17 protein-coding genes are annotated in these 19,513 nt (G+C 73.7%); 6 read left to right on the top strand and 11 right to left on the bottom strand.

What is annotated here, in order from left to right:
- Nucleotides 1-7: 7 nt before the first annotated feature.
- The 3 genes from AB0D29_RS24635 to AB0D29_RS24625 all read right to left on the bottom strand — a co-directional run bounded on the left by AB0D29_RS24635 (nt 8) and on the right by AB0D29_RS24625 (nt 2,551).
- Nucleotides 8-1,252: a PP2C family protein-serine/threonine phosphatase gene (locus tag AB0D29_RS24635; RefSeq protein WP_362857102.1), complete on the bottom strand. Its 1,245-nt coding sequence runs from the start codon at nt 1,250-1,252 to the stop codon at nt 8-10.
- A 292-nt stretch (nt 1,253-1,544) separates the two neighbouring features.
- Nucleotides 1,545-1,784 carry a hypothetical protein gene (locus tag AB0D29_RS24630; protein WP_362857101.1) on the bottom strand — a complete coding sequence of 80 codons (240 nt, stop codon included), beginning with the start codon at nt 1,782-1,784 and terminating at the stop codon, nt 1,545-1,547.
- Nucleotides 1,785-2,275: 491 nt separating this feature from the next.
- Nucleotides 2,276-2,551 (bottom strand): DUF6355 family natural product biosynthesis protein, encoded by a 276-nt coding sequence (locus AB0D29_RS24625; RefSeq protein WP_362857100.1) that lies wholly within the window; start codon nt 2,549-2,551, stop codon nt 2,276-2,278.
- A gap of 185 nt (nt 2,552-2,736) precedes the next feature.
- On the opposite strand from AB0D29_RS24625, the gene AB0D29_RS24620 reads away from it, so the two are divergent.
- Nucleotides 2,737-2,973, top strand: a complete 237-nt coding sequence (locus AB0D29_RS24620) for a hypothetical protein (RefSeq protein WP_362857099.1) — start codon at nt 2,737-2,739, stop codon at nt 2,971-2,973.
- Between the two features lie 54 nt (nt 2,974-3,027).
- Here AB0D29_RS24620 and AB0D29_RS24615 read toward each other — a convergent pair whose 3' ends face one another.
- Nucleotides 3,028-3,438, bottom strand: a complete 411-nt coding sequence (locus tag AB0D29_RS24615; protein ID WP_362857239.1) for a C40 family peptidase — start codon at nt 3,436-3,438, stop codon at nt 3,028-3,030.
- A 414-nt stretch (nt 3,439-3,852) separates the two neighbouring features.
- On the opposite strand from AB0D29_RS24615, the gene AB0D29_RS24610 reads away from it, so the two are divergent.
- The 3 genes from AB0D29_RS24610 to AB0D29_RS24600 all read left to right on the top strand — a co-directional run bounded on the left by AB0D29_RS24610 (nt 3,853) and on the right by AB0D29_RS24600 (nt 7,065).
- Complete coding sequence (locus tag AB0D29_RS24610; protein WP_362857098.1) at nt 3,853-5,202, top strand: MFS transporter; 1,350 nt, start codon at nt 3,853-3,855, stop codon at nt 5,200-5,202.
- Nucleotides 5,199-6,389, top strand: a complete 1,191-nt coding sequence (locus AB0D29_RS24605; RefSeq protein WP_362857096.1) for an anhydro-N-acetylmuramic acid kinase — start codon at nt 5,199-5,201, stop codon at nt 6,387-6,389. The genes AB0D29_RS24610 and AB0D29_RS24605 overlap by 4 nt, the downstream gene beginning before the upstream one ends.
- Nucleotides 6,390-6,510: 121 nt before the next feature.
- Nucleotides 6,511-7,065, top strand: a complete 555-nt coding sequence (locus AB0D29_RS24600; protein ID WP_362857094.1) for a YbaK/EbsC family protein — start codon at nt 6,511-6,513, stop codon at nt 7,063-7,065.
- A 14-nt stretch (nt 7,066-7,079) separates the two neighbouring features.
- Here AB0D29_RS24600 and AB0D29_RS24595 read toward each other — a convergent pair whose 3' ends face one another.
- From AB0D29_RS24595 to AB0D29_RS24585, 3 genes are read right to left on the bottom strand one after another with little or no spacing between them, the layout of a single operon-like run.
- On the bottom strand, nt 7,080-8,006 hold the full coding sequence (locus AB0D29_RS24595; protein ID WP_362857237.1) for an ABC transporter ATP-binding protein: 927 nt from the start codon (nt 8,004-8,006) through the stop codon (nt 7,080-7,082).
- Between the two features lie 26 nt (nt 8,007-8,032).
- Nucleotides 8,033-10,903 (bottom strand): hypothetical protein, encoded by a 2,871-nt coding sequence (locus AB0D29_RS24590; RefSeq protein WP_362857092.1) that lies wholly within the window; start codon nt 10,901-10,903, stop codon nt 8,033-8,035.
- Nucleotides 10,900-14,226 carry an ABC transporter permease gene (locus tag AB0D29_RS24585; RefSeq protein WP_362857090.1) on the bottom strand — a complete coding sequence of 1,109 codons (3,327 nt, stop codon included), beginning with the start codon at nt 14,224-14,226 and terminating at the stop codon, nt 10,900-10,902. The genes AB0D29_RS24590 and AB0D29_RS24585 overlap by 4 nt, the downstream gene beginning before the upstream one ends.
- A gap of 190 nt (nt 14,227-14,416) precedes the next feature.
- On the opposite strand from AB0D29_RS24585, the gene AB0D29_RS24580 reads away from it, so the two are divergent.
- Nucleotides 14,417-15,187 (top strand): ABC transporter ATP-binding protein, encoded by a 771-nt coding sequence (locus AB0D29_RS24580; RefSeq protein ID WP_362857088.1) that lies wholly within the window; start codon nt 14,417-14,419, stop codon nt 15,185-15,187.
- An 84-nt stretch (nt 15,188-15,271) separates the two neighbouring features.
- Here AB0D29_RS24580 and AB0D29_RS24575 read toward each other — a convergent pair whose 3' ends face one another.
- Nucleotides 15,272-15,586, bottom strand: coding sequence for a glyoxalase/bleomycin resistance/dioxygenase family protein (locus AB0D29_RS24575; protein WP_362857086.1), 315 nt, complete (start codon nt 15,584-15,586; stop codon nt 15,272-15,274).
- A 272-nt stretch (nt 15,587-15,858) separates the two neighbouring features.
- Here AB0D29_RS24575 and AB0D29_RS24570 point away from each other — a divergent pair, with 272 nt between their 5' ends.
- Complete coding sequence (locus AB0D29_RS24570) at nt 15,859-16,884, top strand: phytase (protein ID WP_362857084.1); 1,026 nt, start codon at nt 15,859-15,861, stop codon at nt 16,882-16,884.
- A gap of 58 nt (nt 16,885-16,942) precedes the next feature.
- On the opposite strand, the gene AB0D29_RS24565 is transcribed toward AB0D29_RS24570, so the two are convergent.
- From AB0D29_RS24565 to AB0D29_RS24555, 3 genes are read right to left on the bottom strand one after another with little or no spacing between them, the layout of a single operon-like run.
- Complete coding sequence (locus tag AB0D29_RS24565) at nt 16,943-17,605, bottom strand: methionine ABC transporter permease (protein ID WP_351295185.1); 663 nt, start codon at nt 17,603-17,605, stop codon at nt 16,943-16,945.
- On the bottom strand, nt 17,602-18,618 hold the full coding sequence (locus AB0D29_RS24560; protein ID WP_362857081.1) for an ATP-binding cassette domain-containing protein: 1,017 nt from the start codon (nt 18,616-18,618) through the stop codon (nt 17,602-17,604). Before AB0D29_RS24560 ends, AB0D29_RS24565 begins: the two co-directional genes overlap by 4 nt.
- Nucleotides 18,615-19,493 carry a MetQ/NlpA family ABC transporter substrate-binding protein gene (locus AB0D29_RS24555; protein WP_362857080.1) on the bottom strand — a complete coding sequence of 293 codons (879 nt, stop codon included), beginning with the start codon at nt 19,491-19,493 and terminating at the stop codon, nt 18,615-18,617. Before AB0D29_RS24555 ends, AB0D29_RS24560 begins: the two co-directional genes overlap by 4 nt.
- Nucleotides 19,494-19,513 lie beyond the last annotated feature (20 nt).

Genomic DNA, 19,513 nt, shown 5'->3' with positions numbered 1-19,513 from the left:
CCGCCCCTCAGCCGATGGGCCCGCCGGTGCCGGCGTGAGCGGAGTCCCCGGCCTCCCCGGCGGCCCCGGCGTCGACGTGGGGCGTACGGGGACGGAGGCGGGCGGCGAGTACGGCGACGTCGTCTTCGGCGTGTTGAGCGTCGAGTCCGGTGCAGACGGCGTCCACCACGTCCGCGACTCCGGCCCCGGCGCTCATGCGGAGCGCCGCGAGCCGGGCCAGTGAGGTGTCGATGTCCTCGCCCCGCCGTTCCACCAGGCCGTCCGTGTAGAGGAGGATCGTCTGATCGGGAGTGAGCGGCAGGGCGACGGCCTCGTACCCGCCGACGCCCGTGCCCAGCGGAGGGCCGACGGGAACCTCCAGCAGCCTGCCCGGGCCGTCGCCGCTGAAGACGGCCGGCGGCAGATGTCCGGCGCTCGCGTAGGCGGCCGTACCGCGGGCGGGATCCACGCGGACGATCAGGCAGGTCGCGGGGCGGCGGCTGTCGTCCGCCGCGGACAGCGCGTCCAGCTGGCGGAGCACGCGGTGCGGGGCGAGATCGGTGGAGGCGACGTCGCGCAGGAGGGAGCGGTACGCGTTCATGTCGACGGCGGCTTCGAGGCCGTGGCCCATGACGTCTCCGACCACCAGCAGGGTCCGGCCGAAGTGCAGCCGCACGGTCTCGAACCAGTCGCCGCCGACGAGCGCGCGGGCCCCGACCGGCAGGTAACGGCTGGCGACCTCCAGGTTCGGGTGGGGCCGACCCGGTTCGGCCACCAGGGCGCGCTGGAGGTCGAGTGCGACCTTCTCGGTCGCCGCCAGGCGCCGCGCGTGCCCGATGTGCATGCAGGCGAGCCGGGCCGCGAAGTGCAGCGTCGCCGTCTCGTGGTCGCTGAAGCCGCCGTGTGCCCGGGCCGCGAGGAGCCTTCCGTAGAGCTCGCCCCGGCCGAGCAGCGGCACCGACAGGACGTGCACGGACCCCTCCGCGCCACGGCCGGTGTACGCGTGCACGGGATGCCCCTCGTCCAGCGCCCGGACGGCAGGGGCGATCTCGGTGGCGGGGCCGTCCAGGAGATCCGTCGCGCCGGCCGTGGCCACCCGTTCGTTCCTGCCGCCGCGGGCGGTCAGGTCCACGGCAGCGGCGTCGCACAGGGTCCGGAACACGAAGCGGGCGAGCTCGCGCCAGGTCTCCCGCTCGTCGAAGGACGTGCCGACCTCCGCGAGAGCCTCTTCCATCGCGCGCAGGCGTGCCTCCAGACCATCCGAATGCGGCACGACACCTCCATAACCACTGGTCCGCCCCAGGGAACCCGATGAGGAAGGCATTCCATCAGCCCCATCCGTTCCGGTGACGAACGTCGGGCGTGGCCTTGCCCCGATCGAGGCCACTCCAACCTGTCTGGGGGTGCCGGCGCGCACCGTGCGCGGAAGGTGCCCGGTCAGTGCCTTTCACCAGCCCAGCGTATTGCCTGGCCTCGGGCAAGGAGGGTGACGGCGCGTGGTCAGCGTCCCCATCGCCGAGCAGCGGGGGTACGTGGACCGGGTGCTCCTGGGACCTGCGGCGCGATCACGCCCCGTCCGGCGCGGTCGTACGCGCGACGATCGGAGCGGTCCGCGCCGGCGACGGGCTCCGGTCGCCGGACCCGGCCGTGGGGGCGCACCGGTAGGCGGCGCCGTCGGGCGCGGCCGCCAGCGCCCGCTGCCGCCGGACGTGGCGGGCGCGCAGTACGGCGTACAGCGCGGCGGTGGCGACGCCGGCGGCGCACCAGGCGCCGAGGATCACGGCGATCGTGGTGAGGACGGCCACGGGTACTCCTCGGGTGGGAGTCGGCGGGGGCGGCGGCAGTGGAGACGGCCGCCGGCGGAGGCATGAGGGCCGGGGGCACCGGCTGTGACCACGGCCGCCGGACGGAGGGGTGAACTCGCCGCACCGCATGGCGTGTTGCTCAAACCGCTGGTGCTGAAGTGCGCACACGCGCCGAGGAACACCGATACATCTGCGACGAGAGCCACCATGAACCGCCTTCGGGCAACGATCGTGAGCGGCGCAGCCGTTGTGGCTGCGGACGCCATGCCCCGGGAAGCGTCACACGGCAGCGGAAGGGGGAAACGAGTCGGGCCGTGTGGTGCTCACCGTGAGGGACAAGTACCCCGAGGGCGTGGACTTCACGCTGCCAACTGCCCCACGAGAGAGGAGTATCGGGGTGTTTCCAGGGAGGTTCGGACCTGCGCCGGCACCGGGCACGGTCCTGCCGGACCCGCTCGCACCCGTGTCAGCCGGCGCATCACCCGTACGGCTCAGCAGGTGCGCCCGACGTAGTGGGCGTTGCTCACCTTGCTGCGCGACCCGAGCCACGTCCTGCCGGGGGCCACGCACTTCTCGTAGTTGGGCCCGAAGACCTCGACCTCGATGATGACCCGGGAGCCGTCGTTCGTGCAGTGGTTGTAGAAGGAATCTGAGCCGGTGGCGAAATATCCGCACGGATCGGCGGTCGCGGGCGTGGCGGTGACCAGCCCTCCCGCGATCATCAGGCCGACGGACAGCAGGGCGGTGACGAGGCGACGAGCGTGCACGGAAACTCCTCGAAATTCGGTTACTGACAACAATGCGATCACCCTAGGTGCCACCCACTTGGCCGAATCGATTCAGCGGTGACCCGACACGCCGATCGTGTGAAGCCGGAACCGGCTGCGTCCACTCGGCGGTAGACGCGCCGACGAATCGCATCAGGCGGGCGTCGGCATGGAACGATCTCCGCATGACAGAAAGCTCGAGCCCGTACCTCGCCTCGCCGAGGGTCACAGTGCTGGCAGTGCAGCCCGGAGATCCGCCTTTCCGGATCGTGGAGATCGACGGGGAGATGGTCCGTATGGCGGAGTCCATGACCGACGTGATCCTGGCTGCCGCGGCCGCGGGAATCACCATCCACGACCTCGACGATCCGGACGTGGTCCATTGGGTGGGCGGCGGGAAACTCACCTGGCGGCTCCACTAGTACCCGGGCCGCCGCTGTGGACGGGCTCTCGGGGCTTCGGGGCCGGGGGCCGGTTCAGGTGGCCCGGCCGTAGCGGACCTCTGTGCTCCAGATCCGCTCCAGACGCACGAAGGTGCCAGGGCGTGGAGCGTGCCAGATCCTGTCCTCGCCCGCGTAGATGCCTACGTGGCCCATGGTCGAGCCGCGGGGGAAGAAGACCAGGTCGCCGGTCACGCGGTCGGACTTGGGGATGTGGCGGGTGTGCTCGTACTGCTGCTCCGCGGTGCGTGGAAGGCGTTTGCCGGCCTTCTTGAAGGCGTAGAGGGTGAGCCCCGAGCAGTCGAAGCGTTTGGGGCCGGTAGCGCCGTAGGCGTACGGCGAGCCCTGTTTGGAGGCGGCCACCTCCACGGCTCTGACGCCGTAGGGGGCGGCCGCGTAGGCCGGTTCCGCGTAGCCGGTCAGTGCGACGGCGGCGAGCAGCAGTATGGAGAAGGCGGCGCGTGCTCTGGGGCAACAGCCCGTGAGGAGAGAGCCCTTGGGGGCCTTTCGGAAGTCGGTCCTGAAGCAGGACAATCGTGATACCTCCGCAATCGGTTGGGAGTCGGTATTTCGGTTCAGATCAGTGGTCCGGTCCTGTTCTCGGTGGAATGCTTCGTGGTTCGGCTCTGACGGCGGACCAGTTTTCTCCGAGGCGCTGCGCTCGATGGCGTCGGACACGGCGTGAATTGTCCCGAATTTCCATTCGATTCGAGATAATAGTTATGCATGACTTCCGGATGCGGTTCCAAACCCCGCCGATATCCAGGACTTTCGGAACCGGCCCGCCAACTCCCCGGCGCATACGGCTGAACCGTGCCGCCGCCAGGCATCGCGCCGCCGCGAAGCGGGCACTCAGCACGGGTGACCTCGACCGAACTGCTTCCGGCGCCACCGCCCCGCGCCGCCGCCCGCCGGGCCCTGCTCGCCGGTTCGGCCGGCAATCTCGTCGAGTGGTACGAGTTCGGCGTCTACGGCTGCTTCGCCACCGTCATCGCGGCCCACTTCTTCACCCCGCCCACGGCCGCGGGAACGGCTACAGGTACAGGGGCCGGATCCGCGAGCGGTGTCGAGGCACTGGTCGCCACGTACGCCTCCTTCGCACTCGCCTTCTTCTTCCGCCCCGTCGGCGCGCTGCTCTTCGGCCGTCTCGGCGACCGTCTCGGCCGCCGTCCCACCCTCGTCCTCGTCGTCGGCCTCATGACGCTCGCCACCACCCTGATCGGGCTCCTCCCCACCCGGGACGCCATCGGCCCGGCCGCCCCCTGGCTCCTCACGTTCCTGCGCGTACTGCAAGGACTGTCCGCGGGCGGGGAGTTCGGCGGCGCGGTGTCCCTGATGGCGGAGTACGCGCCACCGGGCCGGCGGGGCCTCTACGGTGCGTGGCAGTCCTTCACCGTCGCCCTCGGCCTGCTCGCCGGCGCCGGTTCGGCCGCCGCCCTGGCGACGGTCCTGCCCGCCCCGGCGCTGTACGCGTGGGGGTGGCGGATCCCCTTCCTGCTGGCCCTGCCCCTCGGGTTGGTCGCGCTCTGGCTGCGCACGGCACTGGAGGAACCGCCCGGGGCGCCCCCGGCCAAGACCGCGTACGGGGCCCGCGATCACCAAGTGCCGCCCGGCGGTGGGGTGCAGGCCCGTGCCGTCTTCCTCGGCATCGGGCGGATCATGGGCTGGTCGGCGGCCGGGTACACCTTCCTCGTCGTCCTGCCGTCCTACCTCCAGACCACGCTCGGAGCCTCCTTCCGGAACGCCCTCCTGGCCACCACCCTCGTCAACCTGGGGTTCGCCGCCTCGATCCTGCCCGCCGGGCTGCTCAGCGACCGGTACGGGCGGCGCCCGGTCATGCTCGGCGGCGCGCTCGGCATCGCCGTACTCGCCTTCCCCCTGCTGCACTTGCTCCAGTCACCGGGGGCCTCGCCGCCGGTCCGGGCCGCGGCCGTGCTGACGGCGGGCGCCCTCGTCGGACTGCTGGCCGGACCGGGACCGGCCATGCTGGCCGAGATGTTCCCGCGACGTGTGCGCTGCACCGGCCTCGGGCTGGCCTACGCCCTCGCCAACGCGGTGTTCTCCGGCTGCGCGGGGCTCGTCATCACCGCCTTGACCGCCCGGACGGGAGACACCGACATCCCTGCCTACTACGCCGCCGGAGCCTGCGCCATCAGCTCACTCGCACTGCTGACCCTGCGCGGGAACGACCACCGGGAGCCACTGCGATGAGGGTGGTCGGCCTGATGTCGGGGACCTCCTACGACGCCGTCGACGCCGCGGCCTGCGACCTGGAGGTCCCGGCCGGGGACGACACGCTGCACCTGACCCCGCTGGGCATGGTGAGCGAGCCCTACCCGGCCGGGCTGCGGAACGCGCTCGCGGCGGCCCTGCCGCCCTCCGCCACCACGCTCGCCGACGTGTGCCGCCTCGACACGCACATCGGGCAGGCCTTCGGACGGCTCGCCGTCCGGGCCGACCGCGAACTCTGCGACGGACGGGCCGAGTTGCTGGCCTCGCACGGCCAGACCGTGTACCACTGGGCGGCGGACGGACGCGTCCACGGCACCCTCCAGCTCGGCGAACCGGCCTGGATCGCCGAAGCCACCGGCTGCCCGGTGGTCTCCGGCTTCCGGCCGCGGGACGTCGCCGCCGGCGGCCAGGGCGCGCCGCTGGTGAGCCTGATCGACCTGATGCTGCTGCGCGGCCGGCCCGGTGTGCCGGCCGCCCTGAACATCGGGGGCATCTCCAACGTCACCGTGGCACCGCGGTACGGCGACCCCGTCGCCTTCGACACCGGCCCGGGCAACGCGCTGATCGACGCGGCGGTGCGCGAGCTGACCGGCGGGCGGCTCGCCTACGACGAGGACGGGGCGCTCGCCGCCGCCGGACAGGTCCACGAGGCCCTGCTGGAACGGCTGCTCGCGGAGCCGTACTACGGGTTGTCCGCACCGCGCACCACGGGCAAGGAACTGTTCCACGAGGGCTACCTGCGCTCCCGACTGACCGGCTTCGGCCAGCTTCCGCCGCAGGACCTGGTCGCCACGCTCACGCGCCTCACCGCCCGGACCGTCGCCGACGCGCTGCGGCCGCTGGGCGCCACCGAGGTGTACGCGTCGGGCGGCGGCGTGCGCAACCCGACGCTGACGGGCATGCTCCGCGCCGAGCTGGGCGGCACGGCGCTGCGCACGTCGGAGGAGCTCGGGCTGCCGGCCGCGGCGAAGGAGGCGTACGCGTTCGCCGTGCTCGGGTACCTCACCCTGCACGGCCTCCCGGGCAACGCTCCCGGATGCACGGGAGCCGACGGCTCCCGCGTGCTCGGTTCGATCACCCCGGGCCGCCGCCCGCTCCGGCTGCCCGCAGGGCCGGCCACTGCCCCGCGTTCCCTGACCGTACGGGCCGCCCCGGTGCCGCGCTGACCCCACGGCCGGACCCGCCGTACCCGACGGGGCAGCACGAGCGCACTCGACGCCGCGCGCGTGCATCCGGTGCCCGCGGGACTGCCCCGTCGGCCAGGTCGGCTTCTGTTAGCGTGCGGTCATGCGCGCTCCCATCGGGCCCTTCGACAACGCGGTGCCGGCTCCCGAATGCCTCGAGGACCTCGTCCCGCCCGTGGCCGAAGCGGTCCGGGGCTGGGCCGGGCACGTCCCCGCCGAGCAGATCCTGTACGTGGACACCGACCCCGCCATCGCCGACACCGGCGCCTTCGTCGCGCACTACGGGCAGGAGCTGCTCGGCCAGTCCGCGAACTGCGTGGTGGTCGCCGCCAAGCGCGGCGGCGCGACCACCCTCGCGGCCTGCCTCGTGCCCTCCGCCGGCCGGGCCGACGTGAACGGCGCCGTCCGGCGCCACCTGGGCGCGCGCAAGGTGTCGTTCGCGCCGATGGAGACGGCCGTCGAGCTGACGGGCATGGAGTACGGCGGCATCACGCCGCTGGGTCTGCCGGACGGCTGGCCGCTCCTGGTGGACCCCGCGGTCGCCGACATGCCGTACGTACTCGTCGGCAGCGGACGCCGTCGCGGCAAGCTCATCGCGCCCGGGAAGCTGTTCGCGGAACTCCCCGGTGCCGAACTCGTCGAGGGCCTCGCACCCTGACGCTCCCGTGATCGCTAGCTGCGGTCCGGGCGGAGCTCGATGTGGTCCGGGGCCAGGTCGACCGCGACGCGGTGTTCCATGCCCAGGGCCTCCAGGAACTTCGGGGGCAGCTGGACGCGGCCGGAGCGGTCCAGGACGACGTACTCGCGTTCGCTGATCGACTCTTCGCCGTGCTCGTCGGTGACCAGGCGGCGCAGGACCTCGCTGCTGGTGCGGCCGTCGCGGATCGCCACGGTGCGCCGGACCTCGCCCGCCACCATGGGGTCGTGCGTCACGATGACCACCGTCACACCGAGTTCCTTGTTCACCGTGCGGAAGGTCTCGAAGACGGCCGCCGCCGTCTCCGAGTCGAGTTCGCCCGTGGGTTCGTCGGCCAGCAGCACCCTGGGGTCGTTCGCCATCGCCACGGCGATCGCGACGCGCTGCTGCTGGCCGCCGGACAGTTCCGCCGGGCGCCGGTGCGCCAGTTCGCCGATGCCGAGGGCGTCGAGGATCTCCGCGACCCGGGCGCCACGGCGTGCGGCCGCGCCGCGCCTGCCGCCGCCGCCCTTCAACTGCATCGGCAGTGCGACGTTCTGCGCGGCCGTCAGGAACGGCAACAGGTTGCGGGCCGTCTGCTGGAAGACGAACCCGACCGCTTCGCGCCGGTAGCGCAGCCGGTCCCGTGCCGAGAGTTCCAGCAGGTCGTACCCCGCGACCGCCGCGCTGCCCGCCGTCGGGACGTCCAGGCCCGCCAGGATGTTCAGGAGGGTGGACTTGCCGCTGCCCGAGGCGCCCACGAGGGCCACCAGGTCGCCCTGGGCGACCGTCAGCTCCAGCCCCTGCAGGGCCTGCACCTCGATGCTGTCCGTGCTGAAGATCCGGACCAGACGGTCGCAGGCGATCGCGGCGTCCACCGTCGGGGTGCGGGGCTCCGCGGCGGCCGTCGCCCGGCGGCGCAGCTCCTCGTACGTCGGCTGGTCGGTGTTCAACGCTGGTCTCCCGCTCTCAACTCGGTGGTGATCTGCCGTCGCCCGGATGTCGCCGCCTCGACGAGCACGGCCGCGGCGACCAGGGCGGCCAGGCCCAGGGCCTGGGTCAGTACGGGCCCCGCGGTGAGCCGTACCCCGGTCGGCACGCTCGCGCCGACCAGCGTGGACAGGTCCATCGCCGGGCCCAGCAACGCCACCGCGGCCGCCGCCACCAGGGCCCCGCCCAGCGTCGCGGCCAGGGTCTGCGGCAGGGTCTCGGCGAGGATCAGCGCCACGCCCTGGCGGCGGCGCAGTCCCATGGTGCGCAGCCGGGCCAGCAGCGCCGCACGTTCGGGAACGGTCCGCATCAGCGTCAGCAGAACGGCCAGCAGGGCGAAGCCGGCCGCTCCGGCCACGGAGGCCCAGAAGAGGCGCTCGGCCGACCGTTGCAGCGGATCGGCGCCCAGCTCGGCGATGGCCTCGGCACTGGTGCGTACGGGATACACGTCGTCGGCGGGGTGCGCCGGGGCGGCCGGATCCTGACCCGCGGCGAGGGCCGGAGCCGGGGACGGCGACGGGGCCTGTGCCGATGACGACGCCGGGAGCGCGGCCCGGACCAGGGCACGCAGCCGGTCGCCGTCGACGGAACCCAGTGCCAGCCACTGGTTCGGCTGGTCGGCGCCGATGAGGGCCGCCGCCGGGCCCGCCGGCAGCACGACGGTCGCGGCGTCCCGGGCCGGCCGCGCCGGGGTGCAGTCGATGACGCCGGCGACCCGTGCCCGCAGCTCTCCGCCGTTGCCGGGCCGCAGCGTGTACGTGCCCGGACCGGCCAGCCGTGCCAGGCCCGTGCTGAACAGCGCGGGCACGGGCGCGTCCGCGGACTGCCCGGCGCCCGCGGTCAGCAGGGCGGGGTCGAAGGAGCCGCAGCCGAGCGCGCGGGACAGCTCCGCGTACGCACCCGGCTCGACGACGATCACGGAGACCTGGGTGGAGCGCTGGGTGGTGCCGACGACCGAGGAGTCGTGGTCGATCCACAGCGGCACGGACGTCCGTACGCCGGGCAGTTCGCCCGCGGCCTTCGCGAGGCCGGCCGGGAGCGAGGCCTTCCCGAACGCGGTGATCGCCGCGTCGCCGCCGACCGCCAGCCGGGCGACCCCCAGCCGGTTCGCCTCCACCGAGTCCAGTACGGCGGCCCCGAATCCGCCGGTGGTGATGGCGAGGAGCAGTGCGACCATCGGCAGGACGGAGGGGCCGCCGCGGCCACGGGCCTGCCTCCCGGCCGCCCCCGAACCGCGGGCGGCCCGCGCGAGCCCGAGGAATCCGACGAGCCCGGAGCGGCGGCCGGCCGCCCGTGCGAGCCAGCCGGTCACGACCGGCTGGAGCCGGGCCAGCAGCAGCCCACCGCACAGCGCGAGCAGCAGCGGAGCCGCGATCAGCAGCGGGTCGGGGTCGCTGCCGGCCGGCGCGACCCCACGGCGGCGGACCTCCAGTACGGCGCCGGCCGTGGCGACGAGGACGAGCAGTTCTGCCACGGGCCTGCGCCACCGCCCGGCCGGACGCGCCGGGGCCAGTAGTACGGCCGCCCGTACGGGGAAGGCCAGGAGCGCGAGCAGGGCGACCACCGCGGCCGAGAGCAGCGCGGGAGCGAGGCGGGGCGTGGGCAACAGCAGCACGGCGAGCGCGGTGGCGGCCGCGGCCGCCGGGAGCACCGTGACGGCGCCCTCCCCGAGCAGCCGGCCGACGATGCCGGCGCGCGAGCCGCCGCGCGCCAGCAGCAGGCGCAGCTCGGCGTCCCGGCGGTCCCCGGCGAGCGCGCCGGCCAGGCACAGGACCACGAAGGCGACCCCGCCGACCCCGGCGGGCCCGATCAGGGCGAGCGGCGCCGCGGCCTGTCTGCGGTCGTGGGCCTGCTTGAACAGTTCGGGCAGCCACGAGGTGGTGCGCAGTCGCGGGCGGGCGGTCTCCCGGGTGAGGGAGGCGGCGGTGGGCCCGGCCACGTACGAGGCGATCTCCTTCGTCGTGGCGTCGAGGCGGTCGGCCCGCAGGCGGCCGACGTCCACCGGAAGCCGCCAGAAGTCCTCGGCGGTGTCGCCCCAGGTGTCCATCCGGCCGAGGTCCCCGGCTCCGATCAGGGCGTCGACGTGCCAGGAGAGGTTCTCCCCGTTGTAGTGCTCGCAGGCGCGCGGGAGGCAGTCGAGGCCCACCCAGAAGTCCTCGGCCGGGTCGGGGACCGCGTAGAGGCCGACGACCTCCACGGACGGCGTGCCGTCGACCAGGGGCGTGCTCCTCAGGACCGATCCGAGGCGCGCACCCAGGGTCTCGGCGGCGCGCTGCGAGAGGGCGACCTGCAGCGGCGGATCGTACGCGGTGGCGCCCTCGGGCGCGCCGGCGGGCGGGCGTGTGTCGCTCGGCCAGCGCCCCTCCACCAGTTTCACGTGGGCCGGGGCCTCTTGGACGTACAGCAGGGACATCGCGGGCGGGAAGCCGGACGGGCGGGACAGCTCCGGATTCAGCAGCGGCTGCCGCTTGGTGGTCCGCGTGCCGTGGACCACCGCGTCCGGGTCGACGTGGAAGGTGTCGCCGGTATGGGACAGCAGGCTCTTCAGCGTCCCGTCGAGGAGTTCGGCGCTCTGGCCGCCCACCGGGGCCGGCGCGGTCACCTGCAGGCTGGTGTTGGTCTGCCCGCTGCGCTCCAGGAAGGACCTCAGGGCCTGGTCGGCGCCCCGGTCCTGGGCCCGCGGCAGCGCGGCGGCCAGCAGGACGGCGACGAACGCCAGCGCGGCGGCGAGCAGGGTGCCCAGGGGAGCCGCCCGCAACCGGGTCCTGACCCAGGGCGCGGGCCGCGGCCCGGACCGCGGGGCGGGGGCGGACGGCGGCGGGGTGGTCACATCTCCTCCACGGGACGCAGCCGGGCGGCGATGTCGCGGCCCCGGGGGCCGCTGAGCAGGGCCGACAGCAGGGGAACGGCGGCTATGGCGGCGGCCGTCAGCAGGGTCTGCCAGAACGGCAGGTCCACCCGTACGGGCGGGAACGGCCGCCCGGCGGCGGGTGTCAGCACGACCAGGGGCGCCATCAGATGGACGAGGGCGACCCCCAGTCCGGCACCGACGGCGGTCCCGATGACGATCAGCACCCCGCCTTCGGCGGCGGCCGCCAGGGCCAGTGAGCGGCGCGGGGTGCCGAGCGCGAGCAGCACCGAGAACTCCCGTCCGCGCACCCGCCGTTCGGCGGCGGTGGACGTCGCGAAGCCGATCGCCGCCAGGACCGCGCACGCGGCGGCGAGGGCGGCCAGCGCACTCTGCGGGCCGGCACTCAGCGGGTCCTCCAGCAGGCGCGCGGTGATCTCCTCACGCAGTTCGACGCGCTCGGTCCGGGACCCTTCGCGCAGCGCGGTCGCCGCGCGGGCCGGGACCGGATCGGCGGCCGAGGCGGCGGGCAGCCACCACTCGGTGGGCGGGGCGGGCTGCCGCCCGGCGGACTCCACCAGGAACCGGCCGAGCGTGCGCAGGTCGACGGCGAGCCCCGACCGTCCGACCACGGGGAGGGAGTCGACGGCGGCGGTGATCCGCATCGGGACGGTCGCGCCGTCGAGCGTGACGGGGACCGTCGCCCCCACGGAGGCACTGATGGACCGCAGGTAGCCGGTGGTGGCGATGGCCGCAACCGCGGCGGGGGCGGGCTCGGCGGGCGCCGGGAACAGCACGGCGCTGACACCCTTCTCGGTGCCGACCCCGCCCCAGTACCGCACCTGCAGGTGGTCCGTGGAACCGGCCGGAACCGGGGAGAGCGCGGGGGCGCGCAGGGTGCGGGGTCCCTGCGGGGGCGCGGACCGCCAGCCGCCCGTGGCCACGGGCCCGGGCGCGGCGACCGCCGTCACTGCTCCGTCCGCGGTGTCGGAGACGCCGATCCGGCGCAGGGTCAGTTCGCTGCCGTCGCCCGCGGGGCCTTCGTCCCCGGCGTACGAGAGGCGTATACCAGCCAGGGTCAGCGGGGCCGCGGCCGAACCGATCGGGGCACCCGTCAGGGAGTCCAGGGGGAAGGAGAGAGTGGCGTCGCCACCGGTGGGCAGTGTGACCGAGGGCGTTCCGTGGGTCGCCCCGAACCGGTCGCGCAGCAGCAGGCTCACGGCCGCCCAACTCGTACCGGCGGACCGTACCGTCACGCCGAGCTCGATCCGGCGGGGGGAGCCGGGCAGGGCGACACCGGGAGCCTGCCCGGGAGCGGCTGCGGCCGAACCGGTGGCCGTGGAGCTGGCCGGGGCGTCCGGGCCCTGCGCGGTGAGCGGCGCGAACAGCTCCCGCATCCCGCGGCCTTCGCGCAGGTCCGCGCGCAGCGGTACGGCTTCGGCCACCTTGGCGGCGTCCACCGCGAGGACGTCGGTGGTGCCCCCGCCGGGCAGCGGCTGCGCCTGGCGGACCACCGGAATCAGACGGTCCGCGCCCGGCAGTGCCCCGTAGCGTCCGCCCTGCCCCATCGGGGCCATGCTGCTCCCGGAGATCCGCAGCCCGCCGGCGGTCGTGAAGTCGGCCTGGTCGCGCTGGGACTCGGACCAGGCGGTGTGCTGGCCGAGGGCCAGGATCCCGCTGGAGACGGCGAGGACGAGCAGCAGCACGGGCCCCGTGGCCCGGCCGGGCCGTCGGGCGATCTGCCAGCCGAACAGGGCCGGGCCGAGGCCACGGCCGCGCGCGGCCAGCCGTCCGCCGGCCCGTGCCGCGAACGGCAGCAGCCGCAGGACCAACAGCGTGCCCCCGCACAGGGCCAGGGTCGGGGCGGCGACCAGGACCGGGTCGATGCCGAGCCCGCCGTCGGCGGGGGCGTCGGGCCCCTGGGCGTCCGTGCCTCCGTACTGCGACAGCTGCTGGTAGCCGAGGACCGCGAGCACGATCACGGCCAGGTCCAGGCCGGAGCGGGCGGCGCCCGTCACCAGGGCCTGCCTGCCGCCGGCGCGGCGCAGGACGGCGGCCGAGGCGCCGCGCAGCACGGAGGGCAGGGTCGTCAGCAGGACGCAGGCGAGGGCGCAGCCGGCCGCGACCGGCCAGACCAGCCAGGTGTCCGGGATCTCCAGGTGGACCTGCCCGAGTGGTCCGAACCGGCCGAACAGGCGCAGCAGGGGAGGTGTGAGCAGCGGTGCCAGGACGGCGGCGGGCAGGGCGAGCAGCAGCGACTCGGCCGCGCCGAGCGCGCCGAGGCGCCGCCGGGAGGCGCCGCGCGCGGTGAGCAGGACGCGCTCCGGTTCCTGGCGCACGGTCAGGATATGGGAGACGAGGAGCAGTGCGGCGGTGGAGAGGACGGCGAGCTGGAGCGCTCCCACCATCAGGGTGGACCGGGCGACGAGCATGCCGGAGTCCAACTCGGTGAGGAGTTTCGGCAGTTCGGTGGCGGCCCGGAGGGAGGTGGTGCGTTCGAGGGCGTCCGAGGCGGGCTTCGCGGCGGTCCGGACGGCCTCGGCCTCGGAGGTGCGGATCGTGCGCAGGTCCGGGGTCAGCAGCGTGAGGCGGTAGTTCTGCAGGAGACCGCCGGTCGTGAAGGCACTGTCGTCCACCAGGAGCGGGCCGTAGGTGGCGAGGGAGCCGGACTGGATCTCCCGGCCACCGAGCGGGTCGAGCCGCCAGTACCCGGCGTCCGGATCGGAGGCCCGGTACACGCCGGTGACCAGCACGGTCAGCGCGGCGCCGTCGAAGCGGTCGTCCAGCCGGACCGGTGCGGGCAGCGCGGACTCGGCCAGGCCGAGCCGGGCCAGCGCCGCGCGCGGCACGGCCACCTGCATGGGTGAGGCCGGGGTGCCGGTCCCGGTGGCGGTGACCGGTGCGGGCCACTGGCCGGCGAGCAGCTGCACGTGCTCCCGGCCGAGCGCGGCGAGCAGGGTCAGGTCGGCGTCGTGGCCCGAAGCCGCCGCGCCGGGGAGTCCGTAGGAACGGCTGCGGGCCACGCTCTCGGCGGTGACCGGAAGCCGGCCGAACACCTCGTCCGCGTAGGCCCGGAGGGACTCGTCGTCCTTGGCGCGGGAGGAGGCCGGATGGCCGCTGGTGACCACGACGGTGGTCCGGGCCTGTTCCGAGCCGGTCAGGGCCTGCCGGAGGCCCTCCTCCTCCACGCCACGGGTGAATGCCGTCAGCGCGGTCAGAGCGGTCGCGGTGATCAGTACGGTGAGCAGTACGGCGACGGCGAGCGGCCATCGCCCGCGCAGTCGGCGCACGACGAAGCCGAGCACGTGTTGAATTCCCTCCCCCGTCCGGACCTTCGGTACCGGATAGCGGACGATGCTGTCAGATTCGAGCCAGAGAGGGAAGGGGCTTGCGTGATCGGTGCGACAGATGCGCAAATGCGATCAGAAAGCTGCAACGGGAGCGAGTACGGACCGATGGGCCGGGCGCTCCACACTCGACGGGGGAGTACACGCGATGAGTGACAACCATCAGGAACCGGTGGCGGCGGCGGTCCCGGCGGCCCGGGCGGGCACCACCACTCCGATCGTGGTGGTGGACGACCTGCACCACAGCTTCGGCAGCGGACCCCAGGCCGTCCACGCCCTGCGCGGCGTGTCGTTCGAGGTCCGCCGAGGCGAACTCACCGCCCTCAGGGGCCGGTCGGGCTCCGGCAAGACCACCCTGCTCAACCTCGTCGGCGGCCTCGACGCCCCCACCAGCGGCCGGATCACCCTCGACGGCACCGACCTGGCGACCCTCGACGAGGCGGACCTGCTCGCCCTGCGCCGCGACCGCATCGGCTTCGTCTTCCAGTCCTTCGGCCTGATCCCCGTCCTCACCGCCGCCGAGAACGTCGGCGTCCCGATGCGACTGCGCCGCATGCCCGCCAAGGAGCGCGAGGAACGCGCCCGGACCCTGCTCGCCCTGGTCGGTCTCGCGGACCACGCCGAGCAGCGCCCCGGCGAGCTCTCCGGCGGCCAGCAGCAGCGCGTCGCGGTGGCCCGCGCCCTGGCCAACGAGCCCGACCTGATCATCGCGGACGAACCCACGGGTCAGCTCGACTCGGAGACCGGCCGCTCGATCATGGAACTGTTGCGTGCGGTCGTGCGCAGCGAGTCGGTCACCATCCTCGTCGCCACCCACGACCCGAACCTGATCGAACTCGCGGACCGGGTCGTGGAACTGCGCGACGGCCGCGTCGTCGGGACCGAGGCGGGCGAGGCCGCCGAGGTGGTCAGCCGGTGACGGTGACGGTGACGGTGACGCAGGGCAGGCCCACGCCGGCGTGCCCGCGGAAGCCCTCCGCGCCGGCTCGCCCGCAGGTCGCCGTCAGGTCGCGTGGATGTCGACGGTCCGGCCGTCGGGGTCCGTGAGGAGGTGGCGGCCGGGCGTGAGCGGTGGGGTCGCGGCGGCGCCGGTGAGCGTGAGCCCCAGGCGAAGGGCGCCGGTCTCGCGGTCGGGGCGGGCGGGGTAGAGCTCGAAGACCGCGCCGTCCGCCAGCGTGGCGGCGTAGTGGCGGGGTCCCCGTCCGTGCTGCTCGCTCGCGAAGCGCAGACCCAGGTCCTCGTAGAAGCACCGGCACTCTTCGAGCCGGGGCGAGTACAGGACGAGCAGCGTCGCGCGGATGCCGATCGGGTCGCTCATGGGGCTCCTGGCGGGTGGGGGCGGTGGGCGGCAAGAGCCGTACGGATGGCGGTCGTTGCCGGTCCGGGCGGTCTTGCGGCGGGGAAGTCAGGGCCTCGCCAGCATAGTTACCGCTCGAACCGGAGGCGTCGGAGGTCCGCCCTGCGGCTCCCGCCCCGCCCCGCCCCGCCCGGTCCGGCGCCGCTGCCCCGGCCGGTTCAACTGCCGTTCACGCCACGCTCGCCGGGCCTCTCTACCGTCCTCCTGTCCTTCACCCGACCGAGGGGAACCCGGTGTCCTTCGCCCTTTCCGTCCGCACGGCCGCCCTGCCCGCCGCCGTCCTGGCCGCACTGGCCCTGCCGGCCGCTCCGGCTCACGCCGCGGCCGTATCCGTCACGGCCACCGTGGAGACCGCCCCGGTCTCGCACAGCGGCGACGCCGCCGACGACCCCGCCATCTGGGTCCACCCGACCGATCCCGCCAAGTCGGTGGTCGTCGCCACGGACAAGAAGGGCGCGCTGGAGGTCTACGACATGACCGGCGCCCGCATCCAGCGGATCACCGGCGACTACGGCAACAACGTCGACTTGCGCGGCAACATCGTGGTCTCGGCGGACGACGAGGCCGCCGACGGCAGCGGCGCCATGCACATCTACCGCATCGACCCCGCGACCCGGCAGCTCAAGCGGCTGAAGGACGTGCCCACCGAGGTCACGGCGCACGGCATCTGCCTCTACACCTCGCCGGCCTCGGGCAAGCTCTACGCCTTCCCCAACTCCACCTCCGGCCGCGTCGAGCAGTGGGAGCTGGCCGTCAACGGCGACGCGGTGACGGCGACCTCCGTCCGCCTGTGGGACGCGGGCTCCGCGGTCGAGGGCTGCTACGCCGACGAGACCACCGGCAAGCTCTACCTCGGCGAGGAGGACGTCGGCGTCTGGGTGTACGGAGCCGAGCCGACCGCCGGCACCAGCCGTACCAAGCTCGACTCCACCGGCTCCGGCGGCCACATCACCGCCGACACCGAGGGCATCACCGCCGCCGGGAACCGGATCTACGTCTCCTCGCAGGGCAGCAACGACTTCACCGTGTACGACCGCACCACCCGCGCCTACCTCGGCCGCTTCTCCGTCTCCAACGGCACCGCGGCCGACGACTGCGAGGACACCGACGGCATCGACGCCACTGCGGCCAACCTCGGCCCCGCCTTCCCCCAGGGCGTCTTCATCTGCCAGGACGGCTCCAACGGCGCCCCCGGCACCAGCGGCAACCAGAACTTCAAGTTCGTCCCGCTCCAGCGCATCACCGCCCAGTTCGGCTGATCGCCCCGGGCGCCGGCGGTCCCGCCGGCGCCCGTCCGGGCCGTTCCCACGCGGGGCGTCAGCGGCGGAGCACCTTGCGGGACACCACGTTGCCGAGCAGTTGCGCCGACTGGACGAGTGCGATCAGGACGAGCACCGTCACCACCATCACCGAGGTGTCGAAGCGCAGGTAGCCGTAGGTCATCGCCAGGTTGCCGACGCCTCCTCCGCCGACCGTGCCGGCCACCGCCGAGAAGTCGATCAGCGCGACGAGCATGAAGGTCAGGCCGAGCACCAGGGGCCCGAGAGCCTCGGGGACCAACACCGTGAGCAGGATCCGCAGCGGGCTCGCGCCCATGGAGCGGGCCGCCTCGATCACACCGGGCTCGACGGACAGCAGGTTGGACTCCACGATGCGGGCGACCCCGAACGTGGCGACGACCGTCATCGGGAAGATCGCGGCGTTCGTCCCGATCATCGTGCCGACCACCCCGCGCGTGACCGGGGCGAGCGCGACGATCGCGATGATGAAGGGGACGGGCCGGATGATGTTGATGAGCAGCCCCAGGACCGTGTGCACGATCCGGTTGGGCAGGACGCCGCCCTTGCGGGTGGCGTAGAGGGTGAGCCCCACCGTCAGTCCGCTGACGGTCGACAGCGCCAGGGTGATGAGCACCATGTAGACGGTCTCGCCGGTGGCGTCGAGGACCTTGGGCCAGAACGTGCTCCAGTCGGCCTTCACCGGGCACCCGCTTCCGCGAGGTCCGGGACGCAGAGCGCGGCGACGACGGCATCGACCGCGGCGGCTTCGCCGCGCAGTTCCAGCGTCACGCTGCCCAGGGGACGTCCCCGTACCTCGGAGATGCCTCCGTGGACGAAGGTGAACTCGACGCCGTGGACGTGCAGGACCTCCGAGAGGCCGTCCAGGGAGGCGCTGCCGTCGGCGACGGGCAGCGTGATCAGGCGGCCGGGGTGGCGGGCGCGCAGCCGCTCCAGGAGTGCTTCGTCCGGCTCGCTGTGGCGGGCGGAGCGGACGAAGGCGGCGGTGGTCGCGTGGCGGGGCCGCGCGAAGACCTCGTACACCTCGCCGCTCTCGACGACCTTGCCGTCCTCCATGACCGCGACGCGGTCGCACAGGGTCCGTACGACCTCCATCTCGTGGGTGATGAGCAGGATCGTGACGCCCAGCTCGCGGTTGACGCGGCGCAGCAGGGCCAGCACCTCGCCCGTGGTCTGCGGGTCGAGGGCGGAGGTCGCCTCGTCGCACAGGAGGACCTTCGGACGGGTGGCGAGCGCGCGGGCGATGCCGACGCGCTGGCGCTGGCCGCCCGAGAGCTGCTCCGGGTAGCGCTTGCCGTGGCCGGCGAGGCCGACGAAGTCCAGCGTCTCCTCGGCGCGGGCCCGGGCCGCCGCGCGGTCCATCCCGGCGAGGCGCAGCGGGTAGAGCACGTTGCCCAGGACGGTGCGCGAGCGGAAGAGGTTGAACTGCTGGAAGATCATGCCGATGTCGCGTCGCACGGGGCGCAGGCGGCGCTCGCCGAGCACGGAGAGGTCCTGGCCGTCGAGCAGGACACTGCCCGAGGTCGGCTCCTCCAGGCCGTTGACCAGGCGCAGCAGGGTGGACTTGCCCGCACCGCTGTGGCCGACGACCCCGAAGACGGTGCCCGCCTCGACGGACAGGGTGACTCCGTCGACGGCGCGCGCCCCGCCCGGGAACTCCTTGTGGACGTCGCGCAGTTCCACGGCTGCGGTCATCGCTTCAGCTGCTTCTGGATGCGGGCGACCTCGGCCTGGAGGTCGGCGGCGGGCAGCTCGACGTGGTGCGCGGTGCCGTTGCTGGTGCGGCGGACTTCGTCCTGCACGGCCGGGGAGGCGTACAGCTCGACGATCTTCTGGTAGTCCGCGTTGTCCTTCTGGTTCGCGCGGGCGGCGATGACGTTCAGGTACGGGACGGACTGCGGGGCGGCGGGGTCGTCCTTGAACAGCGCGGTGTCGGCGGATATGCCGGCGAGCTCGGCGACGCCGTCGTTGATGATCGCGGCGTCCGTGTCCTTGAGGGTCCGGGGGGTCTGCTGGGCGTTCACCGGCGTGAGCTTGATGTGCTTGGGGTTGGCGGTGATGTCGTCGGGCGTGGCGAAGAGCCCGGCGTCCTTCCGCAGCTCGATGAGCTTCGCCTGCTCCAGCACGCGCAGTCCGCGGCCCTGGTTGGCGGGGTCGTTGGCCAAGGCGATCTCGGCCCGGTCGGGGAGGTCCGCGAGCTGCTTGTGCTTGCTGGAGTAGAGGCCGAGGGGGACCACCGTGGTCGCGGCGATGGGGGCGATGTCGGTCTTGTTCTCGGTGTTCGACTGCGCGAGGAAGACCAGGTGCTGGAAGGCGTTGAGCTCGATGTCGCCCGCGCTGAGGGCCTTGTTGGGCAGCGAGTAGTCGTCGAACACGACCGTCTCCACGGTGAGGCCCTCCTTCTTGGCCTCCTTCGCGAGGACGTCCCATTCCGGGGAGTCGCCGGAGACGCCGACCCGGATGCGGTGGGCGTCTGTGCCTCCGGTGCCGCAGCCGGACACGAGGAGCGCGAGGGCGATCGCGGTGGATGCGGCGAGCAGGGTACGTCGGCGCGGGAGTGCAGAAATCATTGTGTGATCCATGTGCAGAG

The organism is Streptomyces sp. NPDC048424 (genome assembly GCF_040651555.1).
GTDB lineage: Bacteria > Actinomycetota > Actinomycetes > Streptomycetales > Streptomycetaceae > Streptomyces.
This window is presented reverse-complemented; position numbering and strand designations above follow the sequence as displayed.